The organism is Chryseobacterium sp. KACC 21268, from assembly GCA_028736075.1.
GTDB lineage: Bacteria > Bacteroidota > Bacteroidia > Flavobacteriales > Weeksellaceae > Epilithonimonas.
Genome location: CP117875.1, coordinates 415,770 through 430,472, shown reverse-complemented (window position 1 = coordinate 430,472; position 14,703 = coordinate 415,770). Strand labels below are relative to the sequence as shown.

The window sequence follows — 14,703 nt, the reverse complement described above, 5'->3', positions numbered from 1 at the left end:
GTAATATTATGGAATTTAAAACAGAATTAAGTCGATTACTTAATGAGTTTCTAGAAACTAGACCGGATCTTTTTTTAGTGGATCTGAAAATCTCTGCAACATCCGATGTCACAGTGATTTTGGACGGTGACAATGGGGTGACACTTCAGGATTGTCTGGATGCAAGTAGAGCAATTGAGTTCAATATGGATCGCGAGATTCACGATTTCAGTCTGCAGGTGATGTCTTCCGGATTGAGTGAACCACTTGAATATCCGAGACAATTTAAAAAGAATATTGGAAGAGAGATCGAAGTGATGTTGAATGATTCTTCCGAAGTTGAAGGCGAACTTTTATCAGTCGATGACGAGAAGATCGTTTTGAGATTGGAATACAGAAGACCAAAATTAGTGGGAAAAGGAAAAGAAGATGTGGTAGAAGAAAGAGAGATTCCTTACACCGATATCAAAAAAGCATTAGTAGTAATTAAATTTTAACAATTAGATGATTTGATGTTGATTCAACAAAGATCAATTATCAACCATCATTTATCAATTATATATAGGATATGGATAATTTAGCTTTAATAGAAGCCTTTGGTGATTTTAAAGAAATAAAGAATATCAGCAAAATAGACTTAATGGCTATTATCGAAGATTCTCTTAAGACTCTTCTTAGAAAAAGATATGACTCTGATGACCATTTTGATGTGATCGTAAATCCTGACAAAGGGGATTTTCAGATTTTCTTGAACAAAACCATTGTTGAGGATGAGATGTCTGAAGATGACGATTTGGAAATCGAGATCTCTGAAGTTAGAAAGATCGATTCAACTTTCGAAGTTGGTGAGGAATATACGCAGGAGATCGAAGTTGCAAATCTTGGGAGAAGAAGTATCTTAACTTTGAAGCAAATTTTGGCTACGAAAATTCAGGAGCATTTCAATGCTTCTTTATATGAGCAGTTCAAAGATAGAATCGGAGAAATTATCATTGGTGAAGTACACCATATTCGTCACAAACACGTGATCCTTTTGGATGATGAAGATAACGAATTCATCTTGCCTAAGGAAAATCAAATCCCTTCTGATTTCTTCAAAAAAGGAGAAACGGTGAAAGGAATTGTAGAAAGCGTTGACTTCCGAGGTTCAAAACCACAGATCATCGTTTCCAGAACAGCACCTAAATTCTTGGAAGAATTGTTGGAGCTTGAGATCCCTGAGATCCAAGACGGAACGATCATTCTTAAAAAAGTAGTGAGAATTCCTGGTGAGAAAGCGAAGATCGCCGTTGATGCCTACGATGACAGAATTGATCCTGTCGGCGCTTGCGTTGGTGTGAAAGGTTCTAGGATCCACGGTGTGGTGAGAGAACTTAAAAATGAAAATATTGATGTGATCCAATGGTCAAAAAATCCAGAGATCTTTGTGAAGAGAGCTTTAGGAAATATCATCATCAATAAAATTGAAATAAACGAGGAGTCTAACTACGCTTTGGTTTACACGCCAGTAGAAGAGATCTCCAAAGTGATTGGTAAACAAGGACAAAATATCAAGTTGGCATCATGGTTGACAGGATATGAAATTGATGTTTACAGAGAAACTTCTGATGACGACGATGTTGAGTTGAGAGAATTCTCCGACGAGATAGAAGCTTGGATCATCGATGAGTTCAAAAAAGTTGGATTGACAACTGCAAGAAGCGTCTTGGACAAAGATACCGACGCATTGTTGAAAATCGTAGATCTTGAAGAAGAGACGATTGATGATGTGAAGAATATTCTAAGAGAAGAATTAGAAGGATAATAAATGAAATACAGTTTTTTAATTAATTTTGATCAACTGAAAATTTAATAAAAAGAAAAAAATAAAGCAAAAGCTTAAAACGCTAAAGCCAAAAGCAAATTTATATTTATGCCAAAAATAAGATTAAATAAAGCCGTTAAAGAACTTAACATTTCTATCCCAAGAGCTGTGGAATATCTGCAGGGAAAAGGGATCGACGTGGACAGTAATCCTAACGCTCTATTGGAAGAACAGGCATTTTCTGCATTGGAAGCTGAGTTCCGAAAAGATGGAGAACAGAGAAAAGCTTCTCATGAGGTGGTTATTTCTAAAGTTCCTGACGAAAAATTAGCGATCGAAGAAAAAGCACCTGAGGTTATAAGAGCCAAATCAAACGCAAGACCTGAAACCAGGATCTTGGGAAAAATCGACTTAAATCCTACGGCTAAGCCTGCGGAAGAAGTTGCTCCTACACCAGAACCGGCAGTAGAAGAGAAAAAAGAAGTGCAACCCGAGGTTGTGAAAAAAGAAGAAAAACAAGAGTTCAAAGTTCTAGATAAGATCGACCTTTCTACAATTGATACAGGAAGACCAAAGCCTTCTGAGAAACCAAAAGTGACTGAGAAGCCTGCAGAGGAACCAAAACCTGTCATCAAAGAAGAGCCAAAACCAGAACCTAAAGTTGAAGAACAGCCGACAAAACCAGTTGAAATGGTTCAAGGTCCTGATTCTGAAGAGTCTCAAAAAATCGAAACGGTTTACCAGAAATTAGATGGTCCAAAGATCGTTGGTGAAAAAATTGACCTTACACAGTTCAATAAAAAACCATCTTCTAATTCTAGCGCCGCTAAGAAAAAGAGAAAACGTATTACCAAAGATGTTCCGGGACAAACCAATACCAACCAAGGTGGAAATACCCAGGGTGGTGCTAACAGACCTGCAGGACAAGGTAACCAAGGTAATCGTCCGCCAGGACAAGGTGGAAACCGTCCGGGAGGAAACAACAATCGTCCGGGTGGAAACAACCGTCCAGGTGGAAACAACAGAGGTGGCCAAGGACAAGCTCGTACAATGCCAGTGGAACTGACAGATGAGCAAGTTAAAAATCAAATCAAAGAAACTTTAGAGAAACTAACTAATAAAGGTGGTAAATCTAAAGGTTCTAAACATAGAAAAGACAAAAGATCTTGGAGAAGAGAGCAGGATGAGATCCAACAGGAAATCGATGCTGCAGACAGAACTCTGAAAGTAACTGAGTTCATCACCGTTAGCGATTTGGCTAGTTTGATGAATGTAAGTGCGACAGAGGTAATCTCTGCTTGTTTCTCTCTAGGAGTAATGGTGACAATGAACCAGCGTTTGGAAGCTGACACATTGATGTTGGTAGCTGACGAGTTTGGTTTCAAGATCGAATTCTCCGATGCTGATGTTGAAGAGGCAGCAGCAGACGATGTTGAAGATTTGGCAGAAGATCTATTACCAAGAGCAGCCGTTGTTACCGTAATGGGACACGTGGATCACGGTAAAACATCTTTGCTGGATTATATTAGAAAAACAAATGTAATTGCCGGTGAGTCCGGAGGTATTACACAGCACATTGGTGCATATAACGTGAAATTGGAAAGTGGACAGAGAATTACATTCTTGGATACACCAGGTCACGAGGCCTTTACCGCGATGAGAGCTAGAGGTGCTCAGATCACTGATATCGCAATCATCGTTGTTGCAGCGGATGATGACGTAATGCCACAAACAAAAGAAGCAATAGCGCACGCACAAGCAGCTGGCGTTCCAATGATCATCGCAATCAATAAGGTAGATAAGGCAGGTGCAAATCCAGATAAGATCAGAGAGCAACTATCGGCAATGAATGTCTTGGTTGAAGAATGGGGTGGAAATGTACAAGCGCAAGAGATCTCTGCTAAGTTTGGTAACAACGTAGATCTGTTATTGGAAAAAGTTTTGCTTCAGGCAGAAATGTTGGAGTTGAAATCAAATCCAAACAAGCAGGCAAGCGGAGTTGTGATAGAAGCAGCCTTGGACAAAGGTCGTGGATATGTAGCCACAATGTTGGTTCAAAACGGAACTTTGAAAGTGGGAGATTACGTGCTTGCAGGTAAAAACCACGGTAAAGTGAAAGCAATGCTTGACGAACGTGGAAAAGCTATGGAAAGTGCAGGACCATCGATCCCAGTAACGATTCTAGGTTTGGACGGCGCACCGACAGCAGGAGATAAATTCAGAGTTTTTGCTGATGAGAAAGAGGCGAAAACCATTGCAAATAAGAGAGAACAGCTTCAAAGAGAGCAGTCTATCAGAACCAAGAAACATTTGACGCTGGATGAGATCGGTCGTCGTATCGCTCTAGGTGACTTCAAAGAATTGAATATCATCTTGAAAGGTGACGTGGATGGATCGGTTGAAGCATTGTCAGATCAATTACAAAGATTATCGACTGAAGAGATCCAGGTTAACATTCTTCACAAAGGTGTAGGCCAGATCACAGAATCTGATGTATTGCTAGCAGCGGCGTCTGATGCCATTATGATCGGCTTCAACGTAAGAGCAAGTGTGAATGCAAAAGATATTGCTGATAAAGAAGAAGTGGAGATCAGAACCTACTCTATCATCTATCGAGCAATTGACGAAGTGAAAGAGGCGATGGAAGGAATGCTTTCTCCAGAGATCCAGGAACAAGTAATTGGTAACGTGGAGATCCGTGAGGTATTCAGAATTTCTAAAGTTGGATCTATCGCAGGATGTATGGTTCTTACTGGAAAAGTAACAAGAAACTCCAGCATTAGACTTCTTAGAGATGGCATCGTGAAATTCGATGGTGTGCTGGAAAGTTTGAAACGTTTCAAAGATGATGTGAAGGAAGTAACTAAGGGTTACGAATGTGGATTGAATATCAAAGGGTACAACGATATTGAAATCGGAGATATTCTTGAGGTTTATGAAGAAGTTGCTGTTAAAAAGAAACTTAAATAAGTTTATTAAATAATTAAAACCGTCTATATGGCGGTTTTTTTTGGTGCTTGAATATTATTTATAATGATTCTAAATAATTTATTTTATATTAATTATTTTCATCTAGCCTGGCGGTCAAGTGATTAAAGTATTGCTATTATTTAAGTGAAAATTCAAATAAGTTTAAAAAATATTGCTTTATTTAAATTAAATTTTAAAAAACATAATCAATTTCATAATTAATACTCAGCCAATTTCTTTGCTGTGTTAATATTTTTTAACATATTTGCAGATTATAATTAAATAGTGTTAATATGAATGTAAAATTACGATTGTTATCCGTTGGCGTATTGTTCTTTACGGGACAAGCATTAACGGCACAAAAAACAAAGACAGATACTGCTGAAGTGAAAAATATTCAGGAAGTAGTTTTGGTTGGCGGAATCAAATTGGATCCAGCTGTTAAATTGGGTTCTTATACCGTGGTGTCTAAACAAAATTTTGAATCTACTCCTGTTGCATCAATTGATGAGGTTTTGAATGGTAGAGTTGCAGGTTTGGTTTTTTCTACTAATGGTGGAGATCCGGGTTCTACAAACTTAATTACTATTAGAGGTGTCGGCTCTTTAATTGGAACGCCAAATCCATTATACGTTATTGATGGAGTAGTTGTTGGTAAAGGATCTGATAACTCTCAGGTTATGGAATCTTGGAATCCTTTGGCAAGTATAGATCCTAACTCAATTGAAAAGGTTGCTGTATTGAAGGATGCTTCTGCTACTGCTTTGTATGGGGCTAGAGGAGCTAATGGTGTAATTGTAGTTACGACAAAAAGAGGTAAGTACAATCAAAAAACTAGATTTAATTTGTCATCTGATATGTCTGTGCAGGATATTGCATTTGATAAGCAAAAGTATATGAATGCTAGTGAATACTTGCGTTGGGGTGGCTTAACCTATGTCAACAGAGATTTCAGAGCAGGACAGACTTTAGATATGCAGACTGCAATCAATCAATTTGCTGCTGACAATAATTATGATGGCGTTACAGACGAAAGTTGGCAAGATGCGGTTCAAAGAAAAACCTCAACTGTTAATACATACAATTTCTCTGCTACTGGAGGTGGTGAAAATACCTCTTTCAGATTAGGAGGATCTTATTACGAGAATGAGCCATTGGTTCTTAATAGTAAATTCAACAGATTAAGTTTAAATACTGCGATTGATCACAAAATATCAGATAAATTTAATTTAGCATTTAATGCAAACTTCACCAATGTTGAAAGAAGAACTTATGATGATGGTGGTGCTTATAGAAATCCGTGGCTAACTAACTGGTATATTGCGCCAATCTATCCGGTTTATAATACGGATGGGACATATAACCAAACAAACTTGGGTAACGGGAATGAGGATTTTAACCCAGTTGCAATCCAAAATATGGATATGATGACAGGATCTATTAAGACCTTTGTATCATCAGTTAGTGGAGAGTGGCAGTTTGCAAAAGGATTCTATGCTAACTCACTTTTCGGTGTACAGCATCAATCGTTGGATGAGAAACAATTTTGGCATCCAACAATTGGAGATGGATTGAACTACGGTGGTTATGTATTGGAAAGTAGAACAAGTGCTTTCGATTGGAACTGGAATAACTCTGTTAGCTATAGAAGAATTTTAGCAGAGAAACATGATATCCAAGCTTACGTAGGTATGGAATATCAAGAGCATAAATATTATGTTCTAGGTGCTCAGGCAGATAAACTATCTAGTCCACTTCCATACATTTCATTCGGAACACCAGATTTTCTACCTTCATTTTTCACAAGAGAAAAATGGACTCAGATTTCTTACTTCTCAAGATTGAACTATACATTTGATTCAAAATACTCTTTCTCTGGACAGATCAGAAGAGATGGAAATTCAACACTTGGAGACTCTAAATTTGGAAATTTCTGGTCTGTAGCAGGATCTTGGAATATTAAGAATGAAAGTTTTGCGCCAGATTTTTTTGAACAATTGTCCATTAGAGGTAATTACGGACAGATAGGAAATATTCCTTATGCTGATCAGTGGGGTGCATCATACAACTCGTTGGCATTAATTAGCCCAGCATTTTTATATGGAGCAGATACTGCAACAAATATTACTCAAGCAGGTAACAAAAATCTAGTATGGGAAGTTTCTAAGCAAGCTAACATAGGTTTAGATGTTGCTATCTTAAATGGTAATCTTGGTGCAACAGTAGATGTTTATAATAGAAAAACAGTTGATGCTATCTGGCAGAAACAAACTGCAAATACTACTGGATCGTTAGATTCTTATTTTGCAAATGTTGGAACTGTACTGAACAAAGGTGTCGAGGTAACCTTGAATGCGAGACCTTTCAATAAGGGAGATTTCAAATGGTTATTAGACGGAAATTTTGCCTACAACAAAAATACTATTGAAAGTCTTTCTGACCCTACGGAAATTACACTTTCTGGTACTGCAAATAGTATGAGAGCTACAGCAGAAGGACATTTGTTAGGTGAATATTATACTTATGATTGGGCCGGGGTAGATCCTACCAATGGTGATGGTCTATTTTGGGTAGATGGTTCACACACAGAAAAAACGAATAACAGAGCTTTAGCAAAGAGAGTATGGCAAGGAAAATCTCCATTCCCTAAGTATACTGCAGGATTCAAAAGTGAATTCAGATATAAAAATGTAGCTCTAAGTTTATTCTTTACAGGTCAGTTCGAATATTCTGTACATAACAGATGGCAAAACTATATCCTAGGTGATGGATCTGCGAATAATAACCAAATCACCGATGCATTGTATGATAGCTGGACGCCAACAAACACCACAGCTTCTAATCCAATTCAGTTACCGGGAGCAAGTAACCCTCTGAATGCAGCGGGACCATCAACAAGATGGATGAGAGATGGTGACCACATCAGATTAAAAGAGGTTAAAGTATCTTACAGCTTTGGATCAGTGTTAAAAGATGCAGGAATAGATAACTTGACAGTCTACTTAAGAGGATTTAATCTATGGTTATATACCTTCGACAAGAGCCTTACTTTTGATCCGGAAGCAAACTCTAATGCTGCAGGAGCTTCTTGGCAGGGCAAGGGATTATATGATTATACATCTCCAATCATGAGAAGTGTTTCTTTTGGAGTTTCTTTAGATTTTTAAAATTATTATTATGAAATTAGAAAAAATATTTATTAGTATATTAATTGGGATGTTGTCACTTTCGTCATGTAGTGAGAATAGATTGAATGAGAGCCCTGTAGATCAATTTCCACTAGAAGGCTCACTTACAGCTGAGTCAGATATGTTGTATCTACTGAATGGAGTATACGATCAATATTCTACAGCAGCGGGTTTCGGAACAGATATTACGGTTTTTGGTGATTTGATTTCTGATAACGTATTTATTACCGCTCAAAATACCGATGTAGCATACAGAACAACTGGATTTTTAAACTGGTCTTCAGATATTTCTGATTTTGGAATGTTGGACGAGTTATATGACGGAATAGTTTTAGCGAACGCTGTTATCAATGATAAATCCTTGCCAGAAACACCTACAGTTCTAAACTATAAAGGTGAAGCAAGAATTGCAAGAGCTTTAGGGTACTACTATGCTGTTGGTTTTTATTCTCCAAATCCAACTTCTGGAGTTAATCAAGAATATGGAGTGCCATTAAATCTTGGTATCTATAACCCAGATCTTAGATTACCGAGAGCTAGTGTTGCTGAAGTTTATGATGTTATTATTTCTGATCTTACAACAGCTTTAAGCATCATGACAAATGAAGCTCCATCTGATAAGGGACACCTTAGTCCTACTGCAGCAAGATTATTGTTATCAAGAGTCTATCTTACAAGAGGTGCTGCTGGTGACTATCAGAAGGCTTTAGATTATGCGAATCTTGTCATCAATTCTGCAGGTAGCAATACATTTGATTTTGTTTCTAAGGCAGGTTATTTCAATTATTTCAATTCATCAGACATTACTGTGAGCGAGAACCAGCCGGAAACTGTTTGGGAAATTAATATGACATCTACACCTTCAGAAAATACAGGCGTTAATAACTCCTTGTCATCTTTCTATGCTAGCAACGGAACTAAGAAAAGATTTTTGTTCCAAAGAAGTTTTTATAATACTTTCCCAACAGCTGATGAGAGAAGAAAATTATTTGTAGCGACTGGAGGTACAATTCCTACGCAGGACAACCCAACAGGAGTATGGACATCGAAGTATATCAGAACTACATCAGAAGGTAACTTTACACAAAATGTGAAAATTCTTAGAATGTCTGAAGCTTACCTAAACAAAATTGAAGCTTTGAATAAGTTAGGTAACTTACCGGCAGCACTTACAGAATTGAATGCTTTTGCTACTAGAAGAGGTGGAAGTACTTACACAAGTGCAAGTATAGAAAATGTATTAACAGAAAGAAGAAAAGAATTTTTCGGAGAAGGACAAAGATTTTTTGACCTGAAAAGAAATAATTTAGGATTTTCAAAAACTTCAAACTGTTACAGTAACATTTGCGAAGTGGCAGGAAATGATAAGCTATTTGTTTTACCGATGCCTCTTAGAGAAATGAATATTAATCCGAACATGAAACAATACCCAGGCTGGTAGTTTCAATTATTTCTTAATCAATATATGGAATGCTTTTTTAGAAATAAAAAGGCATTCCTTTTAAAATAATAGGTTTATCGCAAACTTTAACATAAAAATATTCGATTAGGCTATCCATAAAATATTATAATTTACTATATTTACATAAATTTAAATTTTTTAATTATGAAAAAAATACTATTTTCTTTAGCATTAGTTTCAATGGCAGGTGTATCGCAAGCTCAAACTTGGGTTACCAAAACTACTGGAGCATCTAGTTTACACTTTGTAAATGCTCTAAAGGCTGTTGATGCAAGCACAATTTGGTTCAGTGATGCAATCAGTACAACTTCACCACCACCCGATACAGGAAGATATATCGGATTATCAACTGACGGTGGAAACACTTGGGCAAATAAATTAATTTCTGGCCCTGCTTCTGGTGCAACGATTGGTGATTTGCATCCAGTTTCTGCAACTACTGCATGGTTAGTAAGTTCTGGAAGTGGATCTCAAAACGGTATCTGGAAAACTACAAATGCCGGGACTACTTGGACAAAACAAACAACTGCACCATTTAGTACAGGTATATCTTTTGCAAACGTTGTATATTTTTGGGATGAGAATAATGGTTTCTGCGCAGGAGATCCTTTTGGAACTGGTGCTAACTTAAGATTCGAAATGTACACAACTACAAATGGTGGTACTAACTGGACTAATATTCCTACTGGTACAGCTCCAGCTCCTCTAAATGGTGCTGAGTTCGGATACACTGGGAAAATAACAGTTCAAGGTAATAACATCTGGTACGGAACAGATTTAGGTAGAGTACTTTATTCTCCAAATAGAGGTGCTTCTTGGCAAGCTTTCCAAACTCCAGCTGTTGATTTTGGTGGTGTAACAACAGTCGGATTTACTGCTGATGTTGCATTCAAGGATTCAACCAACGGATTGCTAATTTCTGACGAAGATGGAGTTTCTTTATTGTATTCTTCTACAAACAGTGGTTCTAGCTGGAATCCAATTACTCCAAATGGTCCATTCTACTCTAATAATATAGAATATGTTCCAGGAACAGATAACACTTATGTAAGTTCTGGAGGTGATTTAGGTTCTTCTTTCTCAGTAGATGGTGGATTAAACTGGACTGAAATAGGAAGTGATCCTGTTACTCCAGGTAAATATTATGGAACTCTAGAATTCCTTAGTCCAACTGTAGGTTTTGCAGGTGGTGTTAGTCAGGCGCAAGTAGGTGGTGCTGCAGTACCAGCTTTCAGTGTACTATCAGGAAGTGTTTCATTAGCTGTTTCTGAAGCTAATGCTAACAAACTGAAATTATCTGTTTTCCCAAATCCAGTATCTGAGGTGTTAAATTTGAAATCTGATAAAGAAATTACTGGTGTTACAGTGATCGATCTTTCAGGAAAAATCATCAAAAGAGAAAAAGGTGCTTCTCAAATCAACGTTTCTAACTTAGCAAAAGGAACTTATGTAGTTCAAGCAGCTTACAAAAACGGTTCTGTTGAAAACACTAAATTCATCAAAAAATAATCAACATTATTTTTAAATATGATCCCGTCTCGTTTTATAATGAGACGGGATTTTTTATTTAAGTTTAATTAGTATTTTTGTACTCAAATTTCCTCGATGAAATATTTATTAGTACTGTCGTTTGTTTTTAGTGTTCTTATAAACGGGCAACAGGTCAACAAAACAGATTCCAACACGATTTCTTCTGATACCCTCAAAGTGGATTCTGGAGAGAAAGATTCTTTAGAGATCTACAAACCCACGATCAATGATTATTTGGTAAAAACCAGATTTTCTGAGAAGAAGATCTATGATACCACTTTCACCATCGAGCGGTCCTATATTGCGACGCAGTACAACAAAAAAGATAATTTTGGGAAAATTCCGGCATCTAATATCGGGTCAGGATTTCAGAATTTGGTCTACGAAAAAAATGCTGAGCAGAACTTGACGCTGCTGCCAGAAAATAAATCCTTCTACATCAAAGGCGAAAATGACATCAACTACTACGATGTCAAAACGCCAACCACCACCTTCTTCTACAACAATGCGATGAGAAATGGTGGACAGCTGCAAACCACCTACACGCAGAATGTTGGAAAGAATTTCAACTTTGCGCTGGAATATATGGGACTTAGATCGCAAGGTCTTTATCGAAACAGTTTGGCGTCCAGCAACAACACGATTTTCAGTGGGAACTACACCTCACCAAATGAAAAATATGTAGCATACGCGCATTACATTCATCAAAATGTCAACAATCAGGAAAATGGCGGGATTGCCGATATGGATGTTTTCCTCAGCGGAGATTCCAGATTCAACAACAGACAGAACATCGAAACCAATCTCGAAGGCGTGGAGTCGCGTTATTCTTACAGGCGTTATTACTTCAGCCAGGAGTTTTCACCTTTTGATCCGGCAAAATATCCTTTCAAACTGAGACATACCATTTTTCATCAAGGAAACAAATATTATTTTAACGAAACTGCTGCAGACACAGATTTTTTTCAATCCGAAAACATTACCAATTTTCCACTTTATAATAAAAAATTCACCAACAATCTGAGCAATACATTCAGCTTGCTTTGGGACAACGAGAAATTTAAATTGGATGCTGGTTTCCGCCATCAATATTTGGTGTTTGGAAATAAAAATGCGTATCCAATACTCAATATACCAGGCTATTTCAAAGAACAAAGAATTGGTGCAGTTGGTAATTTGCAAATTAAATTATTAGACAAGATCCAGCTAAAGTCATTCCTGGAAATTTCCAAAGGTTCAGAGTTTGGCGACTACATCAAGACCACAAATCAATTGGTCTTCGAGCCGATCAAAGATTATTTGGTAGAAGGCCGCATCAATTTCCAGTCGGCTTATCCAAGCTTCAATTATTTGGTGAACTCGTCACATTACGTTGAACACAATTATTATCTTCAAAATCCTAATAACGAAGTTGTAACTCAGCTTGGAGGAACAGTAAGATTGGCAAAATGGTTTGATACGAAGGTGTTTGTAGATTTCTTCAAGATAGATAATTACACCTATTTCGATAACCTTTCAAAACCGCAGCAGAGTTCATCAGCACTCAATATTTCCCAGATCGGAGGAGAAAGCACCGTGAAATATGGCAAATTCAACCTGAACGGAAAAGTTCTTTTCCAAAAAGCCTTGAGCAATCAGGCACTTTTGCCAATGCCGGATTTCATTGGAAGGATCAATCTGTTCTACCAAGCGCCAGCCTTCAAAAAAGCAGCTGAAGTGCAAGTCGGTGTCAAGTTGTACTACTTCACAAAATTCGATTCCAGAGAATATTCTCCAATATTGAACGAATATATTTTGCCCGGAACCAACTCATATGCAATTGGTGGACAGCCTATTGCGGACGTTTATTTCAATATGAGGGTCAAAAGGATGTTTTTCTATATAGAAGGTCAGCACATCAATCAAACCTTTATGCAGAACAAATCTTTCACCTCACCCAATTATCCGATCTACGATTTCAGGCTCAATCTGGGCGTTGTCTGGTATCTTTTCCATTAATTTAATTATGGCAGCTATTTCCGCCTTCCGTTCCCAATCTTTTTGCCTTGCTTTTCCAGCAACAAAAAGGATTTCCACTCAAGTCGGGCTGCAGTTTCAGTATAAAAGAAGATTTGTCATCAGAAAGAACAATCAACCATCAACCAACAACCACCAACCAAAATGACGATTGATTTCGAAAATATAAACAGTATTCCAAAACTCATCAAAGATTTTTTAGGAAAAAAACTGGACGGATTTCAGAAAAAAATTTTTGACCTGGAAAACTTCAAAATTCAAATTGCTGAAAAACAAAATTCATTCTCCGATGAGAAAAGGGAAGTTCTTTACAACACCATCTTTTCACAAAATCAAGAATCGCAATTGTCACCCAAACAATTGGAATATCTTTTCTCTCTGAAGAAAAGCAATACATTCACAATCACAACAGGACATCAACTCAATCTTTTCACAGGACCGGTTTTCTTTGTTTACAAGATTTTGCAGACCATCAAAACCGCAGAGTTCCTAAAATCTAATTTCCCGCATCACAACTTCGTTCCCATTTTTTGGATGGCCACAGAAGACCACGATTTTGAGGAGATCGACCATTTCAAAACTCGAGAACATTATTACGAGATCAAAGGCAATTCTGGTGGCGATGTCGGAAATATCAAGATTGAAGACCAATATTTCATTCAGGAATTCGAAAAAGAATTCAAAGACCATCTCTACGGAACCGAATTGATCCTTTGGGTCAAAAATGCGTACAAGAAAGGAAATTCCCACACGCAAGCGATTCGATATTTGGTGAATCAATTGTTTGCAGATTACGGTTTGCTGACGATTGACGGGAATTCAAAAGAATTGAAATCTCAGGTCAAAGATATTTTCAAGAAGGAATTGTTGGCCAATCAACTTTTCGAAACCACAAAAACGCAGAGAGAATTTCTGGAAAAAGAATATCACAAAGTTCAGGTCAATCCAAGAGAGATCAATTTGTTCTATCTTTCAGAAACCAGAAACCGAATCGAGAAGATCAATGATGAATATCAAATTCTCGACACCGATTTGAAATTCACTCAAGAAGAAATCCTAAATGAACTGGAAATTCATCCCGAGAGATTCAGCCCCAATGCAGTTCTGCGTCCGGCTTATCAGGAATCAGTTTTGCCCAATCTCGCTTACGTTGGCGGGAATGCAGAAGTTATGTATTGGATCGAGTTGAAAGATCACTTCGAATCCATCAATCTTCCTTTTCCGATTTTGATTCCGAGAAACTCAATGCTTTTCCTCGAAGAAAAAACGTTTAAGAAAATTGAAAACTCAGGGTTGGAAATAGAAAACTTCTTCGAAAACTTCGCCGAAGTATTGAATCAAAAAATTCTGGAGAACAACGATATCAAACTACTTCTGACACAAAAAGAACTTCAATTGATCAGCTCATTTTCAGAACTTAAAAACAAAGCTTCCGAAACAGAAAAAACATTCTTGAATCTTGTAGAAGCAGAGGAAACCCGACAACTGAAATCTTTCAAAAGAATGCAAAAACGCCTTCTGAAAGCCGAAAAAACAAAACAGTCGGAACGCTTTGACCAGATGCAAAGTTTATTTCTGAAAGTTCATCCAGGCGGAAACTGGCAAGAGCGGGTTTTCAATTTCAGTGTGTTCTACGCCGATCTGGGCAAAGAATGGATCGACGAAAGCTACCAAAAAATGAATGTTCAAAAATCCGAATTAATAATTTCGCCCATTTAATCTGAAAGCATTATTTTTGTATCATTATTAAAAAA

Annotated in this window: 8 protein-coding genes; all 8 read left to right on the top strand. The window is 37.4% G+C overall.

The features are described 5' to 3' along the window. Positions 1 to 8 precede the first annotated feature (8 nt). The 8 genes from rimP (at position 9) to bshC (ending at position 14,668) form a co-directional block, all read left to right on the top strand. Positions 9 to 476, top strand: a complete 468-nt coding sequence (gene rimP, locus PQ459_02060; GenBank protein WDF47278.1) for a ribosome assembly cofactor RimP — start codon at positions 9 to 11, stop codon at positions 474 to 476. A gap of 71 nt (positions 477 to 547) precedes the next feature. Further along, entirely contained in the window at positions 548 to 1,783 is a 1,236-nt protein-coding gene (nusA, locus tag PQ459_02055) for a transcription termination factor NusA (protein ID WDF47277.1), read from the top strand. A 108-nt stretch (positions 1,784 to 1,891) separates the two neighbouring features. Then, positions 1,892 to 4,753: a translation initiation factor IF-2 gene (gene infB, locus PQ459_02050; GenBank protein WDF47276.1), complete on the top strand. Its 2,862-nt coding sequence runs from the start codon at positions 1,892 to 1,894 to the stop codon at positions 4,751 to 4,753. A gap of 293 nt (positions 4,754 to 5,046) precedes the next feature. After that, complete coding sequence (locus PQ459_02045; GenBank protein ID WDF47275.1) at positions 5,047 to 7,920, top strand: SusC/RagA family TonB-linked outer membrane protein; 2,874 nt, start codon at positions 5,047 to 5,049, stop codon at positions 7,918 to 7,920. A 10-nt stretch (positions 7,921 to 7,930) separates the two neighbouring features. Next, positions 7,931 to 9,382 carry a RagB/SusD family nutrient uptake outer membrane protein gene (locus tag PQ459_02040; GenBank protein ID WDF47274.1) on the top strand — a complete coding sequence of 484 codons (1,452 nt, stop codon included), beginning with the start codon at positions 7,931 to 7,933 and terminating at the stop codon, positions 9,380 to 9,382. 165 nt (positions 9,383 to 9,547) lie between these two features. Next, complete coding sequence (locus PQ459_02035; protein WDF47273.1) at positions 9,548 to 10,912, top strand: T9SS type A sorting domain-containing protein; 1,365 nt, start codon at positions 9,548 to 9,550, stop codon at positions 10,910 to 10,912. Between the two features lie 96 nt (positions 10,913 to 11,008). Continuing rightward, complete coding sequence (locus PQ459_02030) at positions 11,009 to 12,931, top strand: hypothetical protein (GenBank protein ID WDF47272.1); 1,923 nt, start codon at positions 11,009 to 11,011, stop codon at positions 12,929 to 12,931. A 162-nt stretch (positions 12,932 to 13,093) separates the two neighbouring features. Further along, positions 13,094 to 14,668 (top strand): bacillithiol biosynthesis cysteine-adding enzyme BshC, encoded by a 1,575-nt coding sequence (gene bshC / locus PQ459_02025; GenBank protein ID WDF47271.1) that lies wholly within the window; start codon positions 13,094 to 13,096, stop codon positions 14,666 to 14,668. Positions 14,669 to 14,703 lie beyond the last annotated feature (35 nt).